This is a genomic window from Paenalcaligenes hominis (assembly GCF_011927625.1).
In the GTDB taxonomy this organism is placed as follows: domain Bacteria; phylum Pseudomonadota; class Gammaproteobacteria; order Burkholderiales; family Burkholderiaceae_B; genus Paenalcaligenes; species Paenalcaligenes hominis.
This window is the reverse complement of record NZ_JAATIZ010000004.1, coordinates 17,602-35,751: the sequence shown is the minus strand read 5'-3', so window position 1 is coordinate 35,751 and position 18,150 is coordinate 17,602. Positions and strand designations below refer to the sequence as shown.

Below are 18,150 nucleotides of genomic sequence, written 5' to 3'. Positions count from 1 at the left end.
CTATGAGTTTAGCTATTTTAAGTAGCGGTGTGCTGCTAGGTTTCGAGCTCATTCCTGTCCGAGTCGAAATCCACGTGGGCACAGGTTTGCCCAGTTTTACAATAGTAGGAATGCCTGATGTAGGCGTTAGGGAAAGTCGTGAGCGGGTGCGGGCGGCTATTTTAAATAGTGGCTATAGCTTTCCGGCGGCGCGGATCACAGTGAATTTAGCTCCGGCTGATATACCTAAAGACTCAGGGCGTTTTGACTTAGCTATTGCATTAGGTGTTTTACTTGCATCAGGGCAGCTACAACGTGAACAGAGCACGCCAAATGCGCAGGCCGAGCCCCCTGATCTGGATCCCTATTTTTTTGCTGGCGAGCTCTCTTTAACGGGGGCGGTAGTGGTAGTAGGCAATGCGTTGGCGTTAGCCAGTGGGGTGCAGCAACAGTTTCCACAAAAGACATTAGTGCTACCATTAGCCTCAGCACGCATTGCTGCGCATGTGCCGGGGGCAAAGATAGCTGCCGTCCATAGTTTGCCGCATGCAGTACAATTTTTATGTGGCGTAGAACCCGCAGAGCCCGTACAGAAAAGTCCTTTATCCGTCCCACCCCAGCACTTAGCGTGCTTGTCAGAGGTTCAAGGTCAGCAACAAGGGCGACTGGCATTAGAATACGCTGCTTCAGGGGGCCACAGCTTATTATTTAGTGGCCCACCTGGTGTAGGGAAAAGCATGTTGGCCCAACGGTTACCCGGATTATTACCTCCTCTTGACTCGCAACAGCAGCTTGACGTCGCAATAGTGCATCAAATGCAGTCGCATGCAGAATCGTCGTTGCAATTAACAGCCGTTCCCCCTTATCGCGCCCCGCATCATTCCTGCTCAATGGCGGCCATGGTCGGTGGGGGCCGAGTCATACGACCAGGTGAAATCAGTTTGGCTCATCATGGTGTGTTGTTTATGGATGAATTCCCCGAGTTTGATCGGCGGGTGCTCGAGTCATTACGAGAACCTCTAGAAACAGGGGAGATCCTAGTATCCCGCATTCATCAACGCTGCCGCTTTCCCGCGCAGTTCCAACTAGTGGCGGCAATGAATCCCTGCCCATGTGGCTATTTTGGTCACAAACAATTGCTCTGTCGGTGTTCAGCTGATCAAGTTATGCGCTATCAACGAAAACTCTCTGGGCCGTTGTTAGACCGGATTGATTTATTTGTGGCTTTGCCCTACGAGCCTCAGCTTAACGTGGCTATGGCGACACCCGAGGGTTCACAAAGTGTGCGTCAACGTGTGCTTCGAGCCCGACAAAAACAAAAAGAACGCCAAGGTTGTTTAAATGCGCACTTGCGGGGCGAGACCTTACAGCGTTATGTGCAGTTGGCAACCGATGCCGAGCAGTTATTAAGTCATGCTGCTCAAAAGTGGAACTGGTCGTTGCGGGTGGTACATCGCATACAGCGCGTCAGCCGAACCATTGCAGATGTGGCCGAGAGTACAGAAACTCAGGCCGAACATGTGGCATTAGCCATGCAATTTAGATACCAAATGCACGCTAACCCCCTCTAAGCATAGACAAATCCTTTTTTTACTTTTATAATTTTCTTTTTATTGGGTTAGCTACTTAATAAAAAAAACAATAAGTGCCTACAGGGTTATTAAAGCGTGGCTTATCAGTTTTAGCTGCCACCTATGGGTCACAACTTAATTTTGAGTGTTCTTATGCCTAAAATGAAAACAAAGCGTGGCGCAGCCAAACGCTTTCAAGTACGTGGCAGTGGTTCCATCAAGCGCGGTCAGGCGTTCAAACGTCACATCTTGACCAAGAAAACCACTAAAAACAAACGTCAACTACGTGGTGCTGTAGAGGTACACAGCTCTGACGTTGCATCCGTAAAACAGATGCTTCCTTTTGCTTGATTGGAGTCTAAAACATGTCACGCGTAAAACGTGGGGTTAACGCCCGTGCACGTCACAAAAAAGTATTAGCCGAAGCCAAAGGCTTCCGTGGTCGCCGCAGCACCGTCTATCGTGTTGCTAAACAGGCGGTAATGAAAGCAGGTCAGTATGCGTACCGCGACCGTCGTAATCGCAAACGTGTATTCCGCGCCTTGTGGATCACACGTATCAACGCCGCTTGCCGCGAACTCGATTTAACTTACAGCCAGTTCATCGCTGGTTTAAACAAAGCCAATATCGAACTAGATCGTAAAGTATTGGCAGATATGGCTGTAAACGATAAAGCCGGTTTTGCTGCAGTAGTTGCTCAAGCCAAAACTGCTTTGGCTGCTTAATAAGCACAAATCGATTCAGTATGTGTACAAACGGGCTCTTTATAGGGCCCGTTTGTTTTTGGAAATAGACTTTTAGACATGACTTTACCAGCCGACGATATTATTCAACGTGCGCAGACGCTTTTCGCTGAATCTGCGGACGCGGTGGCTTTGGAAAATGCCAAAGCGGTTTTTTTAGGAAAACAAGGGGAAATCACCACCCTAATGAAAGGGATGGCCCAACTTAGCCCTGATGAAAAGCGCACTCAAGGCGCGGCGATTAACCAAATTAAACGCCAAATTGAAGCCTTGTTAAACGATCGTCGTGCTGAACTTGCTCAAGCTGAACTGAATCAGCGTTTGGCCTCTGAGGCGATTGATGTCAGTTTGCCCGGGCGGGGCCGTCATGTAGGCGGCATTCATCCCGTTATTAAAACTTGGCAGCGTGTAGAGGCTATCTTTCGCTCTATTGGGTTTGACGTGGCGGATGGCCCAGAAATTGAAAATGACTGGACTAATTTCACGGCATTAAATAATCCAGAAAACCATCCTGCTCGTTCCATGCAAGATACATTTTATGTGGACATGAACGACGAAAGCGGCTTGCCTTTGTTATTGCGTACCCATACTAGTCCTATGCAGGTTCGTTATGCACGTATGCACAAGCCCCCCATTAAGGTGATTGCACCAGGGCGTACCTATCGAGTAGATAGCGATGCCACCCATTCGCCTATGTTCCATCAGGTCGAGGGGTTATGGATTGCCGAAGACATTTCTTTTGCTGACCTCAAAGGCGTGTATACCAATTTCCTGCGTGCTTTTTTCGAAACAGACGATTTAGTGGTGCGTTTCCGTCCTTCATTTTTCCCGTTTACCGAACCATCTGCCGAGATTGACATGATGTTTAGCTCTGGCCCTAACAAAGGTAAATGGCTAGAAATTTCTGGTTCCGGTCAAGTGCATCCCGATGTGATTCGTAACTTTGGCTTAGACCCAGAAAAGTACATGGGTTTTGCTTTTGGTTCTGGCCTAGAGCGCTTAACGATGTTGCGCTACGGCGTCAATGACTTACGTCAGTTCTTCGAAGGCGATTTACGCTTTTTAAAACAGTTCAACTCCTAATTAGCCTGGGCATTACGCATGTTAGTTTCTGAATCTTGGTTACGTACCTTTGTTAATCCCACAATGGGTTCCGATGAACTTTGCCATCGCTTGACTATGGCAGGCTTAGAGGTTGAAGAATCCACCTTAGCTGCCCCCCCATTTAGTGGTGTGGTGGTAGCAGAAATTGTGGCCATTGCTCCTCATCCTGACGCGGATCGTCTACGTGTGTGCCAAGTTAATACAGGCACAGACACAGTACAAATTGTTTGCGGCGCGCCCAATGCACGCCAAGGTCTTAAAGCACCTTTGGCGCAACTAGGTGCCCGTTTGCCCGGCGATTTTAAAATCGGTAAAGCCAAAATGCGCGGTATCGAGTCATTTGGCATGCTGTGCTCAGCGAAAGAGCTGGGTATTTCCGAGGAATCCGATGGGTTGCTCGAATTGCCTTCTGATGCGCCAGTGGGCACGGACATTCGTGCCTATTTAGATCTAGACGATCACGTCATTGAAATTAAGATGACCCCCAATCGCGCTGACTGTCTCTCTATGCTTGGGGTAGCACGAGAGGTTTCAGCCTTAACGGGCTTAGCCTTGCACGTGCCTTCTTTTGAGCCTGTGCCCGTGACAATTGACGATACCTTACCCGTCACCGTGTTGGCACCAGATTTATGCGGTCGTTTTGCCGGGCGAGTGGTGCGCGGGATAAATGCCGCTGCTGCCACGCCAGCGTGGATGGTAAAACGCCTAGAGCGAGCAGGCCAGCGCTCTTTATCCGCATTGGTAGATATTTCTAACTACGTCATGCTCGAATTAGGGCGTCCTTCGCATATTTTTGACTTAGACAAAGTAAAAAATGGTTTAGAGGTACGTTGGGCCAATGACGGCGAAACCCTTGTGCTTCTTAACGGTAAAGAGATCGAACTCAATCAAACGGTGGGGGTGATTGCCTCAGATGGCAAGCCGCAAAGTCTAGCCGGTATTATGGGTGGTGAGCACAGTTCAGTAAAAGCAGAAAACACGACCGATGTGTTCATTGAATCTGCTTTTTGGTGGCCCGAGGCCATCATGGGGCGTGCGCGTCATTACAAATTCAACTCGGATGCCAGCCATCGATTTGAGCGTGGGGTAGATTTTGATCATGTGCTAGAACACCTCGAGCGTATCACGCAACTGGTGTTAGAGATCTGCGGTGGTCAAGTGGGCCCTATTGTGGATCAGCAGGTCAATATGCCAAAGCCGCCTCAGGTCAGTATGCGCTTAGAGCGATGTCAACGGGTTTTAGGCATTCCTGTTACCGCTGATGAGGTGCGCGCAGTATTCCAAGGCCTAGACTTTGCATTCACTGAGACAGATGGGGTTTTCCATGTCACTTCACCTACCTACCGATTTGATATTCGCATCGAGGAAGATCTAATCGAAGAGGTCGCACGCATTTATGGTTTTGAGCGTATCCCAGACGTGGCTCCTAAAGCGCGTGCCGATATGCTGATTAAACCCGAAACGCTGAAGGGGCCTCATTTGTTGCGTGCTCAAACCGCTGCGCTTGACTATCAAGAGGTGATTAATTTTGCTTTCGTCGAGGAAAAGTGGGAAACCAACTATGCAGGTAATAATGACCCTATCCGGTTACTAAACCCTATTGCTAGCCAGTTAGCGGTAATGCGTTCCTCTCTTTTGGGTGGCTTGCTTGCTAATATTGAACATAATGCCCGTCATCGTCAGTCGCGTGTTCGTGTTTTTGAGTTAGGTAAAGTTTTTATGCGTGATGCCCAAACAAAAGACGGCGACCTAAGTGTTGCGGGTGTGCATCAGCCCTTGCGCTTAGCTGGGGCCGCCTGGGGGCCTGCATACCCTGAACAGTGGGGCACTAAAACACGTGCGGTTGATTTTTTCGATGTGAAGTCTGATGTGGAAAACTTATTTGGGGCTCGAGCCAGTCAGCTGCGTTTTGACGCGGCCGAGCATCCTGCTTTACATCCTGGGCGCAGTGCATGCATTTATTTAGCGGGCAAAGAGGTCGGCTGGGTAGGCGAGCTTCATCCTCAGTGGTTGCAACAACTGGATATTAAATCAGCGCCCATTTTATTTGAATTAGACGCTGATAGGCTGTCCGAGGTCGATATGCCTGTCTTAACTGCTCAATCGCGTCAGCCTGTGGTACAACGTGACTTGGCGTTTTGGGTGGATACGGCTGTTACCTATCAACAAATCGCCGACACCTTGCACCAAGCCATTCAGACAGATTCCGCTTTGGCTATTGTTAAGTCATTCCGTCTTTTTGATGTGTGGAAAGCCGATGCTGCTGCCGCTGAACAAAGCCTAGCCATGCGGTTTTGGCTTCAAGACGCTGAGGTCACCTTAGATGACGAGCGGGTGGACACTGTGATGCAGGCCTTACTAGAGGCTTTAAGCCAAACCTATCAAATTCGTCAGCGAGCCTAATACCCATGATGCTAATTGATAAGACCTTAACTAAAGCGGAATTGACCGAATGTATTTTTGAGCAAGTCGGTCTCAACAAGCGTGAAGCCAAAGAAATTGTTGATGCTTTCTTTGCAGAAATAAGTGCGGCCTTAGAGCGTGGCGAAGAAGTAAAGCTATCGGGTTTTGGTAACTTCCAGGTGCGCGATAAGTCGTCGCGCCCGGGTCGTAACCCGAAAACAGGGGAATCCATTCCTATTTCTGCCCGTCGAGTGGTGACTTTTCATGCGAGCCAGAAACTAAAATCGGCCGTAGAAAACGCCCCCCAATAAGCAAAAAAATAGTAGATAGCTTATACTAGCTGCAAAGGAAACTTAAGATGACTGCTATGGAAAATCACAATTTACCTCCCATTCCTGCTAAACGCTATTTCACTATAGGCGAAGTAAGCGAGCTTTGTGCAGTCAAACCGCATGTGCTGCGTTACTGGGAACAAGAGTTCACTCAGCTCAGCCCCATGAAACGTCGGGGTAATCGTCGTTATTACCAGCACCACGAGGTTTTACTTATCCGTCGCATTCGTCATTTGCTCTACGACGAAGGTTTCACTATTAGCGGCGCTCGCAATCGCTTAGGGGGAACAGGCCCCGTAGAGATTAATCCCGAGGCCGCTGTGCGCATTTCCGGTGCCGAGCTACAAGCTATTCGCCACGATTTACAACACGTTAAGCAGGTGCTCGAGCAAGCTTTAGCCAGCTAAGCCCTTGTCATCAATACAAAACGGTCCGGGTCTAGCCCGGACTTTTTCTATGAAAAACACTTATTTACGGCGTCTAGCACTACAAGCCTTATTAATCCATGATCCAGTAGAAAAAGCCGCTTTGGTTAAGCAGCTGCAGCAGGCGTGGAGCCTACCTGTAGGGGCCGATTTGTGCTTGGACGAGCCAAGCGTAGGCGTTCCAGGACGACCCACAAAACCGTTAATTGTGCCCCCGCAGCAGGTTAAGCAGCGTTCATTACATACCGCAGAAGGGCGGGCAGCATTATTGCACGCCTTAGCTCATATTGAATTCAATGCGATTAATTTAGCCTTGGATATTATTTGGCGTTATGCCAATTTGCCAGATAATTTTTATGGTGATTGGCTATGTGTGGCTTACGAGGAAGTCGTACACTTCGAGTTGCTTAACACCCATTTACACCGCTTAGGTTTTGCCTATGGTGACTTCCCTGCGCATGACGGTTTGTGGGATATGGCAGAACGCACTAAAGACGATTTGGTGGCGCGACTTGCGCTGGTGCCTCGTACGCTAGAGGCTCGTGGCTTAGATGCCTGCCCCGTTGTGCGTGCCAAGCTGGCACAGGCCGGTGATGAACAAGCCGCAGCGATTCTCGATATTATCTTGCGCGATGAAGTGGGGCACGTGGCTTTGGGTAATACATGGTATCGCTGGCTTTGCGATCAGCAGCAATTGGATGCCATTGCGCTCTACCCAGAGTTAGCAGAGGACTATCGTGCACCGCGCTTGCGAGGGCCTTTCAATATTCCGGCACGCTTGGCAGCCGGATTTCATGCCGAAGAACTTGATTACTTACAGCGCCAAGCTCAAAGCTAACTTAAATATCTGACTGATCCGCAACCGGTTTAAATTCACCAAAGCGCACCACGCGGCCCAAGAATAAAATAGAACCGGATGGGCTAGAGGCGCCTTGATCTGATTCCAGTGTCATTTCGAAAATTTGGCCAACCTCGACGGGACCAATGAGGTCAGCGGGTAGGGTGACCGGTTGATTGGGGTTGATACGTCCTAATGAGCGGATTTGCGTGTCGTTAGGAAGTTGAGTCCAAAGCTGAACCGTTTGATTGGCGTCTAGCTCGGTACGCACCTGAGGGCTTAATAACACATGGCCTTCGGCGTCTACACTTAATATCCACCCTGGTGTCGCACTTTGTCCGGGCGCCTGAAGCACCGCGCCTGCTTGGGGGCTCATTTGCACCAATTGCACCACAGGGGCTTTAGGCATAAACGCCCAGATAGCAAATGCACTCAGCCCAGCCACGGTAGCACCGATGACCCACCAGCCCAGTTTATGTTTAGGTTTTAATTGGGTCGCAGCAGGCTGGTAAGACGCCTCTGCTAACTCTGCTTTGGTTTGCTCGGTAAAGCTAGCCGGCACCGGTGGTGGATCCATCAATACTGCATCAGGTTCCTCGGGGGGGTCTGGTTCAGTGACCTTAAAGACAGGGTCGGGGCTGCTTTGGTCGCCATACGATGGCGGGGGTGAAACTTGAGTAGACGCGGAGACGGCAGGGGCAGTGTGGTCAGCCGCTGTATCGTTATGCAGGATTTCTAATAAGCTCGCACTTGGAGTCGTGGCCGGTGCAGCTTGGTTTTTGTTGGGAGTAGCGTTTACAGAGGGGGCTAAGGCTTGACTTAAAGGAAGGCCTACGTCTTGGTAAATGCGACTTAATACATAAGCGGGTGGCGTAAGGATTGGCAAACAAGCGACCAAATGGCTAAAGACCTCTTCCCAGAGCAAAAGGTCTTGTGCGGCTGTGTCATCGGTTTGAAGTAGCTGGTGGGCAATACTGGCCTCGCTGGCTGTTCCGAGTAAACCTAAACAGTATTCACCCAAAATGATTAGATGCTTGTCGGAATGATTGTGCCAGCCCGTAAATAAATGCGTAAGCAGTAATAGGCCTTCCTGAACAGCCGCTTGGGCTTCTTGAATAGAAGAGCGGCATTCTTTCGCAATCTCGGCATAGTTAAAGCCATATAAATACGCTAGAGCTAATTTATGTCGAGTTTCTGCGTTGAGGTGTTGAAACTGTAAGAGCTCGGGTGAAGCAGAGCTGGGCAAGTAAAAGTGATTTTTGGCTTTGATTAGTGAGCTTAAATTACCTGAGCTTTGGCGTTTCTGCTGAGCGCGAAAGCGAAAAATACTATAGAGCCATGCCTTGGCTGAGCCAAGACGAGGGTCGTAAGCATTGGCATTACGCCAAATTAAAACAAAACTTTCACGTAAGAGTTCTTCGGCATCAGAACTACGGTGCACCAGACTTTGCCCTAAGGTCAAAAACTGTGGGCCTTCTAATTCATAAAGCTGTTTTAACGCTGAGCTGTTTTGATGAGCGCATTGCTCTAACAGTTGTTGGTAAGAAGCGGTGCCAGTAGCCATAAGCTTTGTGAGGTCGATGAGTAAAAAAGTATTGTAGAGGCGAGTTACGTAAAAATGCAGTAACAGAGTGCAGCAATCTATTTGACGTATATAGTACCAAAGCGGTACTATATACATATATTGAGAAAAACGAGGCCTTTATGCTGCGAATAAGCAAAATCATCGACTATGGCACGCTAGTGCTAACACATATGGGGGGCGACCCTTCACGTGTGTTTAGTGCTGCCGAGCTTGCGACGGCGCTGGGTCTTGGGCAGCCCACCGTTAGCAAAGTGTTAAAGATGCTTTGCCAAGACGAGCTAGTTGTTAGCTCTCGTGGCCCTAGAGGCGGTTATGCATTGTCACGTCCTGCCGAGCAAATTAGTGTGGCACAAATTATTGATGCGTTAGATGATCAGCCATTTGGTTTGACTGAATGTGTCGCGCACCCCGGTGCCTGTTCTGTCGAGCAAGATTGCCATATACGCAGCAACTGGCAGCGAATAAACGATATTGTACGCCGAACCCTTGAAGATGTCAGCGTTGCTGATATGATACGCCCAACCCATGAATACCCTTTAAAGCAATCCGACGGATTTATGACTAAATCTCGACGTCAGAGCAGCACTTCCACAGCGGAGTTATCCTAATGAGTACAGTTAATGAACACCTCGACACGTTTTTAGATCGTGATTACGAGGCCGGGTTTATTACCGAAATCGAATCGATCACTATCCCTAAGGGGCTAAGCGAAGACACGATTCGTCGAATTTCGTCACTAAAGAAAGAGCCAGAATTTATGCTCGAGTGGCGATTAGCGGCTTATCGTCAATGGCTTGAAATGAAAGAGCCAACGTGGTCAGTTGTTAAGTACGAACCCATTGATTTCCAAGACATCAGCTATTATTCAGCACCAAAAAGTAAAGCCGATGGCCCAAAGAGCTTAGACGAGGTAGATCCAGAGCTCTTGCGTACCTATGAAAAATTAGGCGTGCCTTTGCACGAACGCGCTCGTTTGGCTGGTGTGGCTGTTGATGCGGTGTTTGATTCCGTATCTGTGGCGACGACCTTCAGAAAGCAGCTTAAAGAAGTCGGGGTGATTTTCTGTTCTTTCTCAGAGGCGGTGCACGATTACCCCGAGCTAATTCAGAAATACCTCGGTACGGTCGTACCTCCTTCTGATAACTTTTACGCGGCACTCAACTCTGCGGTGTTTTCAGACGGTTCCTTCGTGTATATTCCCAAAGGCGTTAAATGCCCGATGGAGCTATCCACCTATTTCCGTATTAACTCTCCGGATACTGGTCAATTCGAGCGTACCTTGATTATTGCCGAAGAAGGCGCTTCGGTTAGTTATCTCGAGGGTTGTACGGCGCCCATGCGTAAAGATAACCAATTGCACGCAGCGGTGGTCGAGCTCGTCGCTTTAGATGACGCCAAAATCAAGTACTCCACTGTACAAAACTGGTACCCCGGCGATAAAGACGGGGTAGGTGGCATTTACAACTTTGTGACCAAACGGGGTGAATGTCGTGGTGCACGTTCCCATATCTCATGGACTCAGGTTGAAACCGGTTCGTCGATTACGTGGAAATACCCCAGTGTGATCTTGCGCGGAGACGACTCAGTTGGCGAATTTTACTCGGTAGCTCTTAGCAATCACCGCCAACAAGCCGATACGGGCACCAAAATGATTCACATGGGTAAAAACACCACCAGCACGATTATCTCTAAAGGGATTTCAGCAGGGCATGGGTTGAATACATATCGTGGCCTAGTGCGTATCACCCCCGGTGCAGATAATGCACGTAACTACACACAGTGCGACTCGTTGTTGATTGGTAAAACCTGTTCGGCGCATACCTTCCCTGTGGTCGAGGTACAAAACCCTACCGCTAGCGTAGAGCACGAGGCCACCGCATCACGTATTGGTGAAGATCAGTTGTTTTATGCCATGCAGCGCGGTATTTCCGCCGAAGACGCGGTATCAATGATTGTGAACGGATTCTGTAAAGACGTAATTAAAGAACTACCCATGGAGTTTGCTGTCGAAGCTCAAAACTTGCTTGGTGTTAGCCTCGAAGGCAGTGTTGGTTAAGGAATAATAGAAATGCTAAAGATTAACGATTTATACGCTTCAGTAGAAGGCAAACAAATTCTACGAGGCCTAAGCTTAGATGTAAAACCAGGCGAAGTGCACGCAATCATGGGGCCTAATGGTTCAGGTAAAAGTACGCTATCTCAGGTATTGGCTGGCCGTGAAGACTACACCGTTGACTCCGGTTCAGTCGAATGGTTAGGTCAAGATCTACTGGACATGAACGTAGAAGAGCGCGCTCGCTCTGGTTTATTCCTTGCTTTTCAATACCCCATCGAGATCCCAGGTGTGTCTAACGCGTATTTTCTACGCACGGCCGTCAACGCAGTGCGTCGCGAACAGGGTAAGCCCGAGCTCGATGCCATCGACTTTTTAAAACTGGTTAAGCAGGAAATGAAAGACGTAGGCATGCGTGAAGAGTTCTTACACCGCTCAGTGAATGAAGGCTTCTCTGGCGGCGAGAAAAAACGCAATGAAGTCTTGCAAATGAGCTTACTCGAGCCGAAATTAGCGATTTTGGATGAAACCGATTCAGGCTTGGATATTGATGCGTTGCGCGTTGTGTCCGATGGCGTAAATCGTTTGCGCTCGCCCGATCGTTCCATGGTGGTAATCACTCACTACCAACGTTTGTTAGATTATATTGTGCCTGATTTTGTCCACGTCCTCGCCGGTGGTCGCATTGTCCGCAGCGGTGATGCTTCATTAGCCAAAGAGCTCGAAGAGCGTGGGTATGGGTGGGTACTTGAGCAGGCTGGCGTTGACGCCAAAGGAGTAGCGGTATGACCTCATTGCCCACTTGGGTTAATCCATTTGTTGCCAAGGCGGCAGAGCAAACTGGTACCCCCGGTTGGCTTAGCGAGCTACGTCAACAGGCTTTAGCGCGTTTTGCCGCAGAGGGATGGCCCACCAGCCGCCTCGAAGCATGGCGTCATACCTCTTTGGCCATCATGGAGCAAAAAAGCTACGAGCTAGCTCAGAGCACAGCCGCTGCCGATGCGTTGGTCCGCGCCTGTAAAAACGAAGAGGACGGTTATTGGCTGACTTTTGTAAACGGTCAGTTTGATGCGGATGCATCGACGGTTATGGGTACAGAATCCGGCTTACGTTTGGCTTCTGTAGCGCAGTTGTTGCGTGACGAAAGCGATACGCTAGAAGCCATCTATGGCAACGTTGATATGGGCTCAAGCCCAGAGGCATTAAACCTTGCTCTAGCACAAGACGGTGCTTATGTGCGCGTAGCGCAAGGGGTACAAATTGCTAAGCCTATCCATTTGGTATATATCAATACGGATACGCAGTCTGCCACCTTTACGCGTAGCTTTATTGCGCTAGAGGCCGGTGCGCATGCTACGGTTGTTGAGCATTACCTTAGTACTGATGACTATGCGGGACTAACCAATTCAGTCACCCGTATTTGGACAGACCGAGATGCCAATCTGACTCACCTCAAGCTGCAAAACCAAAGTGAAAAATCCGTGCATTTGGCTGCTGTGGATGCCGAGCAAGAACAAGCCTCACATTACGAGTCCCATTCTTTGTCATTTGGTGCACAATTAGCTCGCACAGGCATTGAGACTCACTTTAAAGGGCAGCAGTGTCATGCCTTGTTAAATGGTTTGTATTACGTCAATGACCGCCGTCATGTGGATCACTTTACCCAGATTCACCACGAGCAGCCTAACTGTACTAGCCACGAGTATTACCGTGGTGTGATGGCTGATCGCGGTCGCGGTGTGTTTTCAGGTCGTATTATTGTGTACGAGGGTGCAGACGGTACCGATGCTATTCAGCGTTCTGATAGCTTGCTGCTATCAAAGCTTGCCCGTGCCGATACCAAGCCCGAGCTTGAGATCTACGCTGATGATGTGAAATGTGCGCACGGGGCAACGGTAGGTCAACTAGATAAAGACAGTATGTTTTATCTACGTTCACGAGGACTAAGCCACGAAGAAGCTTACGATGTACTCATTTACGCGTTCGCAGCACAGGTTTTAGAACGAATTCAGTCAGAAAGCTTACGTCAACGTGCTACCAAAGGCATTCAAAACTTATTGCCTGGTGGTAAAAAAATCGGAGAGCAAATCTAATATGTCACAGCCGATCACTCAACCTGCATTGCAGCTCGATCGGCGTGCCGATTTTCCAATCTTGGCGCAGCCTATTCGTGGGCAGCGCCTTGTTTATTTGGATAACGGCGCGACCACGCAAAAGCCTGCTGCAGTTATTCAGGCAGAAAAAGACTTTTATGAAAAGCATAATGCCAACATTCATCGCGGTGTGCATTGGCTCTCCCAGTACGCCACCGATGAATACGATGAGGCGCGTGTTGTTACCCAACAGTTTCTTAATGCGGCTCGGGTAGAAGAAATTGTTTTTACAAGTGGTACAACCGACAGCATCAACTTAGTGGCATATGCCTGGGGTTTGGATCATTTACACGCCGGTGACGAGATTCTGTTAACTGGGCTGGAACACCATTCAAATATTGTGCCGTGGCAACTCATAGCCAAAAAAACGGGGGCAGTGATTAAAGTGGTGCCGGTGCTAGATAACGGCGAACTGGACCTCGAGGCGTATCAGCGTCTACTCAGCGCTAAAACTAAATTAGTGGGTATTGTGCATGTCTCTAACGCGTTAGGCACTGTTAACCCCGTTGCAGAAATGATCCAGCAAGCCCATCAAGTTGGGGCTAAGGTGCTCATTGATGGGGCTCAAGCCGTAGCGCATCAAAAAGTCGATGTCCAAGCTTTGGATTGTGATTTTTATGTGTTTTCAGGCCATAAAATCTATGGGCCAACTGGCACAGGGGTTTTGTACGCTAAATACGATATCTTAGATGCGATGTCACCCTGGCGCGGTGGGGGCGATATGATCCATACCGTTAGCTTCGAGGAAAGCACTTTTGCACCCGTGCCACAGCGTTTCGAGGCAGGCACTCCAAATATTGCTGGGGTGATTGTGCTAGCCGCTGCTTTGCGCTATGTGGAATCAATCGGACTCGAGCAAATTGCGCAGCACGAAGAAGCCTTGTTGCAGTACGCCACGGCTCAGCTTTCTGCCATAAAAGGTATCCAACTAGTGGGTACCGCAGCACACAAAGCGGGTGTATTATCCTTCTTAGTAGAGGACATTCATCCTCACGACTTAGGTACCATTCTTGATATGGATGGTGTAGCGATACGAGCTGGCCATCATTGTGCCATGCCGTTAATGACCCGTTTTGGAATACCTGGCACCGCGCGCGCCTCTTTTGCTCTCTATAACACTTTCGAGGATGTAGATGCTTTGGTAGCCAGTTTGAAAAAAGCGCAAAAACTATTTGGAGTCTCAGATGAGTGAGGATTTTGGCGGACTACGAGAGCTCTACCAAGAAGTAATCTTTGATCACAATCGCAATCCACGTAATTTTAATCACATGGAAGACGCGACCCACAAAGCCGATGGTCATAATCCGCTGTGTGGAGATCAGTTACGTGTTTACGCCCATGTCAAAGATAATGTGGTAGAGAAAGTCAGTTTTATTGGTCAAGGCTGTGCCATTTCAAAAGCCTCAGCGTCGTTAATGACCGAGGCCTGCAAAGGCAAAACCATGGCCGAGGTAGAGCAACTTTTTAAAGACATGCATGCCATGTTGACCACCGAGCACCCCGATCGTGATTTAGGAAAGCTCGAGGTGTTGTCGGGGGTTAAAGAGTTCCCTGCGCGAGTTAAATGTGCCTCCTTAGCATGGCACACTTTAGATAACGCGATTCACCAATCTGATGACGTCGCTAAAACAGAGTAAAGGCTGTATAAATAATGAGTTATTTTGAGCGCGAAGAGGTCATTGTCACACGTGATTGCCCTGCAGTGACCATCCCCTATGGTTCACCAGTCACCATTGAAAAAGGCTGTAGTGCGACAATTACCCAAAAGTTAGGTAATAGCTTTACGGTGATTGTTGAAGGTAATATGTATCGCATCGAAGGAATTGATGGCGATGCCATTGGCCAAGAAGCCAAGGAAGAAGAGATTTTTGTTCCTGAGCAGCCTGCGACGGAAAAAACCATCGAAGAGGCATGTTGGGTTGTTTTGGCCGAGGTATTTGACCCCGAGATTCCTGTTGATATTGTCAATTTAGGTTTGGTCTATAAATGTCATGTGACTCAAGAAGGACCAGATAATTTTTCAGTGCTACTGGATATGACGTTGACTGCACCAGGATGTGGTATGGGGCCCATTATTGCCGAAGAAGCCCGCTTTAAGGTGCTAACTATCCAAGGCGTGAGCAAAGCCGAGGTAAATTTGGTCTGGGATCCACCTTGGAGCCGTGAAATGATGAGTGAATCAGCTCGATTGCAATTAGGAATGTTATAAACGCTTCTATAGCATAAAAAAACCGTTAATTTTTATAGAATTAACGGTTTTTTTCTTTTATGACGTATTTAATATAAAATGCAAAATAAAAAATACGAATTCATATTTGATATTGAGCGCAGCCTTTATGAGTAATAGTTATTGTATTGCTTTACAGCCTATTTGTGATCGGCACTTAAATCATATAGGCGATGAGTTGCTATATCGCTCTAATGCAAAAGACAAAAGTGCAAAGTTCAGTGATGCAATGGTGGCAACAGCCCGAGCCAGTAATATAGCTTTTTATGAAATAGGGCTAGAGCAGTTAGTCGGTAAGCGCATGGTATTTTTGAATGCGCCTAAAGAGTGGCTTTTAAAGCCAGAGTTATTGCCTCCTAGGCCAAGACAAATTGTCATAGAGGTGTTGGAAACTGTTATTGCAGAACCCGAGGTATTAGAGGCACTAGAAGTAATTAAAAATAAAGGGTATTTGATTGCACTGGATGACTTTGTTTTAAACGAAAAAACCGATTTACTACTGAATTATGCCGATATAGTGAAAATCGACACTTGGCAAACAGTTTCCACAGAAGATCTTGCTTATTACAAAGCGAGAAAACTAAAACTGCTGGCAGAAAAAGTGGAAACTAAAGAAGATTTTGAGTTTTTAGTGCAAATGGGTTTTGATTATTTTCAAGGTTACTTTTATGCAAAACCACTAGTACACCCCGAGTCTGTTCACGAGCGAGTATCTAATCGGCATGCTCAGCTTAGGCTGTTGGCTGAGTTGCAGCACGAAAATGTAGATTATGCCTATATTGAAGAGCTTATTCTTTTGGATCCTCAGCTAACTTATATTATTTTAAAGCACGCTAATAGTGCTTATTATGCGCTGCATAATAAAACTACCTCTGTTGCTCATGCTATACAAACCTTAGGCTTACGTCGTCTACGTGCCATTGTGGCAACACAGATTTTTACAAGCTCGGCTGCAGGCAGTCATTTATTGTTGCCTCAAGTTTTAACTCGAGCCGCTATGTGTGAGCACATGGCAGAGCTTCATGGCATTGATACTCATACAGCATTTGTGGTTGGGCTGTTGTCAAAAATCCATGTGATATTTGATGTGCCCTATGGTGAGCTCTTACATCATTTATCGTTGCCGTTTGAAATCATTCAACAGCTGGAGTTACGTCAAGGCAAATATGGCCGCCTGCTTGGCATGATAGAAAGCTTTGAGCAGGGTAATATGAACCAGCTAAGCCCAGAAGAGGTGGCTATACTTAATCAAATATGGTTTGAGAGCCGTGTGTGGGTGCAAGACATCTTAGAGCACATAACAGAACAAAAACAAGCCGATAAATAACTCACTAAACAAGCATAAGCCCACGCAGCGCTAGGTATTTTGCGTCAAACCCATAGAAAAGGAGACAGCATGAAAACCATACATATTTTTCCTAATAACGACCATTCTATTGGTTGGCGAGGCTTAAATGATAAGAGGCGCTTAGCATCCACATTACAACAAGAAATCACAGTGGATTTTTTGGTAATAGGGGCTGGGCTAGCAGGATTAGCTGCAGCGCGACGATTGGCTGAAAACAGACCTGATGCGTGTATTGCATTGGTTGATGCAGAGCGGGTCGGCGAGGGCACACATGCGCGCAATTCGGGCTTTGCTATTGATGTGCCACATAACACTAGCTCTATGCTGTTAGATCAAGCGCATGCACAGAGGCATCTACGTTTAGCTCGTGCTGCCATTGATTTTTTAGAGCAACAAGTCAAAGCATATGGTATTAATTGTGAGTGGGAGCAAGCAGGCAAGTTTCATGCTGCTGTGTCCCCACAAGGGGTAGAGACGATATTACGTCCGACTCAGAAGTTACTAGATGTATTGCACGAGCCTTATGAATGGTTAGATCGCTCTACATTAGAAAAAAAAGTCGGTTTTAATCATTTTCATGCAGCGATCTATACGCCTGGCACTGTGCTACTTAATCCGCGCGCTTTAACTCAGGGTCTAGTCGATAACTTGCCAGCAAATGTTGATGTCTATGAGAACTCACCTATTACAAGCATTACTTACGGCACGGCTCAGACCAAAGCACAAACCCCAGCAGGTAGTGTGATGGCTCATCAGGTGGTTATTGCGGTTAATGCTTTTGCTGAGCAGTTCGGTGTACTAAAAAATCGATTAATTCCCATTGCGGCGCATGCGAGCTTGACGCGTCCATTAACAGAGCCTGAACAGCAAGCCTTGCAAGGTCTAAAAACATGGGGGATTACGCCCGCTAATGCCTTTGTGGGAATTACAATGCGTCGCACACCTGATCAACGCATACTAATACGCCAGAACATGGCGTACGCGCCCGACCTACACTCTGATGGGCAGCACAAAGCCACCGTAGCTCAACAGCACCAACGCTTGTTTTCTGAACGCTTTCCTATGCTGCCCAATGTCACGATTCAGCACACTTGGAAGGGAATTATGTGCGTCTCAGCCAACATGGCACCCGGTTTTGGCGAGCTGATGCCCAACGTGTTTAGTGCGGTATGTCATAACGGTATAGGCTTAACTAGCGGAACCATTTCGGGTATGTTGGCGGCTGACTTAATGACACAACGTGATAACCCATTATTAGAGGATATTGCTGCATTGGGCTTGCCCACGCAGTTACCGCCACGTCCTTTATTGGATATGGGTGTACGGTCTAAGCTGGCTTGGGAAGCCTGGCAGCATCGGGCTGAACTGTAATTCGGTCTGAAGAAAAAT

General features: G+C 48.0%; 18 protein-coding genes. 17 read left to right on the top strand and 1 reads right to left on the bottom strand.

Going from position 1 to position 18,150, the window contains the following annotated elements; all coding sequences use genetic code 11:
* Nucleotides 1-2 precede the first annotated feature (2 nt).
* The 8 genes from GGR41_RS10070 (at nucleotide 3) to GGR41_RS10035 (ending at nucleotide 7,395) form a co-directional block, all read left to right on the top strand.
* On the top strand, nucleotides 3-1,550 hold the full coding sequence (locus GGR41_RS10070) for a YifB family Mg chelatase-like AAA ATPase (protein WP_167661739.1): 1,548 nt from the start codon (nucleotides 3-5) through the stop codon (nucleotides 1,548-1,550).
* A 153-nt stretch (nucleotides 1,551-1,703) separates the two neighbouring features.
* Nucleotides 1,704-1,901: a 50S ribosomal protein L35 gene (gene rpmI / locus GGR41_RS10065; RefSeq protein ID WP_077734932.1), complete on the top strand. Its 198-nt coding sequence runs from the start codon at nucleotides 1,704-1,706 to the stop codon at nucleotides 1,899-1,901.
* 14 nt (nucleotides 1,902-1,915) lie between these two features.
* Nucleotides 1,916-2,275: a 50S ribosomal protein L20 gene (rplT, locus tag GGR41_RS10060; protein ID WP_077733020.1), complete on the top strand. Its 360-nt coding sequence runs from the start codon at nucleotides 1,916-1,918 to the stop codon at nucleotides 2,273-2,275.
* Nucleotides 2,276-2,353: 78 nt separating this feature from the next.
* The gene (gene pheS / locus GGR41_RS10055) at nucleotides 2,354-3,376 is read left to right on the top strand and encodes a phenylalanine--tRNA ligase subunit alpha (protein WP_077733021.1); all 1,023 of its coding nucleotides are present in this window, start codon (nucleotides 2,354-2,356) and stop codon (nucleotides 3,374-3,376) included.
* Between the two features lie 18 nt (nucleotides 3,377-3,394).
* Nucleotides 3,395-5,800 (top strand): phenylalanine--tRNA ligase subunit beta, encoded by a 2,406-nt coding sequence (pheT, locus tag GGR41_RS10050; protein WP_167661738.1) that lies wholly within the window; start codon nucleotides 3,395-3,397, stop codon nucleotides 5,798-5,800.
* Between the two features lie 8 nt (nucleotides 5,801-5,808).
* On the top strand, nucleotides 5,809-6,111 hold the full coding sequence (locus tag GGR41_RS10045; protein ID WP_371019749.1) for an integration host factor subunit alpha: 303 nt from the start codon (nucleotides 5,809-5,811) through the stop codon (nucleotides 6,109-6,111).
* Nucleotides 6,112-6,158: 47 nt separating this feature from the next.
* Nucleotides 6,159-6,539, top strand: coding sequence for a MerR family transcriptional regulator (locus GGR41_RS10040; protein WP_167661737.1), 381 nt, complete (start codon nucleotides 6,159-6,161; stop codon nucleotides 6,537-6,539).
* Nucleotides 6,540-6,588: 49 nt separating this feature from the next.
* Nucleotides 6,589-7,395, top strand: coding sequence for a ferritin-like domain-containing protein (locus GGR41_RS10035; protein ID WP_167661736.1), 807 nt, complete (start codon nucleotides 6,589-6,591; stop codon nucleotides 7,393-7,395).
* A gap of 1 nt (nucleotide 7,396) precedes the next feature.
* Here GGR41_RS10035 and GGR41_RS10030 read toward each other — a convergent pair whose 3' ends face one another.
* On the bottom strand, nucleotides 7,397-8,959 hold the full coding sequence (locus GGR41_RS10030) for an anti-sigma factor domain-containing protein (RefSeq protein WP_167661735.1): 1,563 nt from the start codon (nucleotides 8,957-8,959) through the stop codon (nucleotides 7,397-7,399).
* A 140-nt stretch (nucleotides 8,960-9,099) separates the two neighbouring features.
* Here GGR41_RS10030 and GGR41_RS10025 point away from each other — a divergent pair, with 140 nt between their 5' ends.
* The 9 genes from GGR41_RS10025 to GGR41_RS09985 all read left to right on the top strand — a co-directional run bounded on the left by GGR41_RS10025 (nucleotide 9,100) and on the right by GGR41_RS09985 (nucleotide 18,132).
* Nucleotides 9,100-9,588 (top strand): SUF system Fe-S cluster assembly regulator, encoded by a 489-nt coding sequence (locus GGR41_RS10025; protein WP_077733027.1) that lies wholly within the window; start codon nucleotides 9,100-9,102, stop codon nucleotides 9,586-9,588.
* A complete protein-coding gene (gene sufB / locus GGR41_RS10020; RefSeq protein ID WP_167661734.1) occupies nucleotides 9,588-11,036 on the top strand; it encodes a Fe-S cluster assembly protein SufB in 1,449 nt (482 codons plus the stop codon). The genes GGR41_RS10025 and sufB overlap by 1 nt, the downstream gene beginning before the upstream one ends.
* Before the next feature lie 12 nt (nucleotides 11,037-11,048).
* Entirely contained in the window at nucleotides 11,049-11,822 is a 774-nt protein-coding gene (sufC, locus tag GGR41_RS10015; protein ID WP_167661733.1) for a Fe-S cluster assembly ATPase SufC, read from the top strand.
* Nucleotides 11,819-13,126 carry a Fe-S cluster assembly protein SufD gene (sufD, locus tag GGR41_RS10010; protein ID WP_167661732.1) on the top strand — a complete coding sequence of 436 codons (1,308 nt, stop codon included), beginning with the start codon at nucleotides 11,819-11,821 and terminating at the stop codon, nucleotides 13,124-13,126. The genes sufC and sufD overlap by 4 nt, the downstream gene beginning before the upstream one ends.
* Before the next feature lies 1 nt (nucleotide 13,127).
* A complete protein-coding gene (locus GGR41_RS10005; RefSeq protein WP_167661731.1) occupies nucleotides 13,128-14,378 on the top strand; it encodes a cysteine desulfurase in 1,251 nt (416 codons plus the stop codon).
* A complete protein-coding gene (gene sufU / locus GGR41_RS10000; RefSeq protein WP_077733030.1) occupies nucleotides 14,371-14,823 on the top strand; it encodes a Fe-S cluster assembly sulfur transfer protein SufU in 453 nt (150 codons plus the stop codon). The genes GGR41_RS10005 and sufU overlap by 8 nt, the downstream gene beginning before the upstream one ends.
* A 14-nt stretch (nucleotides 14,824-14,837) precedes the next feature.
* The gene (gene sufT / locus GGR41_RS09995) at nucleotides 14,838-15,395 is read left to right on the top strand and encodes a putative Fe-S cluster assembly protein SufT (protein ID WP_167661730.1); all 558 of its coding nucleotides are present in this window, start codon (nucleotides 14,838-14,840) and stop codon (nucleotides 15,393-15,395) included.
* 127 nt (nucleotides 15,396-15,522) lie between these two features.
* Nucleotides 15,523-16,740 carry an EAL and HDOD domain-containing protein gene (locus tag GGR41_RS09990; RefSeq protein ID WP_167661729.1) on the top strand — a complete coding sequence of 406 codons (1,218 nt, stop codon included), beginning with the start codon at nucleotides 15,523-15,525 and terminating at the stop codon, nucleotides 16,738-16,740.
* 69 nt (nucleotides 16,741-16,809) lie between these two features.
* Nucleotides 16,810-18,132 (top strand): NAD(P)/FAD-dependent oxidoreductase, encoded by a 1,323-nt coding sequence (locus GGR41_RS09985; protein ID WP_167661728.1) that lies wholly within the window; start codon nucleotides 16,810-16,812, stop codon nucleotides 18,130-18,132.
* Nucleotides 18,133-18,150: the final 18 nt, after the last annotated feature.

What these genes read in the sequence shown, in the direction of transcription:
- GGR41_RS10070 (WP_167661739.1), top strand. Translation starts at nt 3, where the DNA reads ATGAGTTTAGCTATTTTAAGTAGCGGTGTGCTGCTAGGTTTCGAGCTC.
- rpmI (WP_077734932.1), top strand. Translation starts at nt 1,704, where the DNA reads ATGCCTAAAATGAAAACAAAGCGTGGCGCAGCCAAACGCTTTCAAGTA.
- rplT (WP_077733020.1), top strand. Translation starts at nt 1,916, where the DNA reads ATGTCACGCGTAAAACGTGGGGTTAACGCCCGTGCACGTCACAAAAAA.
- pheS (WP_077733021.1), top strand. Translation starts at nt 2,354, where the DNA reads ATGACTTTACCAGCCGACGATATTATTCAACGTGCGCAGACGCTTTTC.
- pheT (WP_167661738.1), top strand. Translation starts at nt 3,395, where the DNA reads ATGTTAGTTTCTGAATCTTGGTTACGTACCTTTGTTAATCCCACAATG.
- GGR41_RS10045 (WP_371019749.1), top strand. Translation starts at nt 5,809, where the DNA reads ATGCTAATTGATAAGACCTTAACTAAAGCGGAATTGACCGAATGTATT.
- GGR41_RS10040 (WP_167661737.1), top strand. Translation starts at nt 6,159, where the DNA reads ATGACTGCTATGGAAAATCACAATTTACCTCCCATTCCTGCTAAACGC.
- GGR41_RS10035 (WP_167661736.1), top strand. Translation starts at nt 6,589, where the DNA reads ATGAAAAACACTTATTTACGGCGTCTAGCACTACAAGCCTTATTAATC.
- GGR41_RS10030 (WP_167661735.1), bottom strand. Translation starts at nt 8,959, where the DNA reads ATGGCTACTGGCACCGCTTCTTACCAACAACTGTTAGAGCAATGCGCT.
- GGR41_RS10025 (WP_077733027.1), top strand. Translation starts at nt 9,100, where the DNA reads ATGCTGCGAATAAGCAAAATCATCGACTATGGCACGCTAGTGCTAACA.
- sufB (WP_167661734.1), top strand. Translation starts at nt 9,588, where the DNA reads ATGAGTACAGTTAATGAACACCTCGACACGTTTTTAGATCGTGATTAC.
- sufC (WP_167661733.1), top strand. Translation starts at nt 11,049, where the DNA reads ATGCTAAAGATTAACGATTTATACGCTTCAGTAGAAGGCAAACAAATT.
- sufD (WP_167661732.1), top strand. Translation starts at nt 11,819, where the DNA reads ATGACCTCATTGCCCACTTGGGTTAATCCATTTGTTGCCAAGGCGGCA.
- GGR41_RS10005 (WP_167661731.1), top strand. Translation starts at nt 13,128, where the DNA reads ATGTCACAGCCGATCACTCAACCTGCATTGCAGCTCGATCGGCGTGCC.
- sufU (WP_077733030.1), top strand. Translation starts at nt 14,371, where the DNA reads ATGAGTGAGGATTTTGGCGGACTACGAGAGCTCTACCAAGAAGTAATC.
- sufT (WP_167661730.1), top strand. Translation starts at nt 14,838, where the DNA reads ATGAGTTATTTTGAGCGCGAAGAGGTCATTGTCACACGTGATTGCCCT.
- GGR41_RS09990 (WP_167661729.1), top strand. Translation starts at nt 15,523, where the DNA reads ATGAGTAATAGTTATTGTATTGCTTTACAGCCTATTTGTGATCGGCAC.
- GGR41_RS09985 (WP_167661728.1), top strand. Translation starts at nt 16,810, where the DNA reads ATGAAAACCATACATATTTTTCCTAATAACGACCATTCTATTGGTTGG.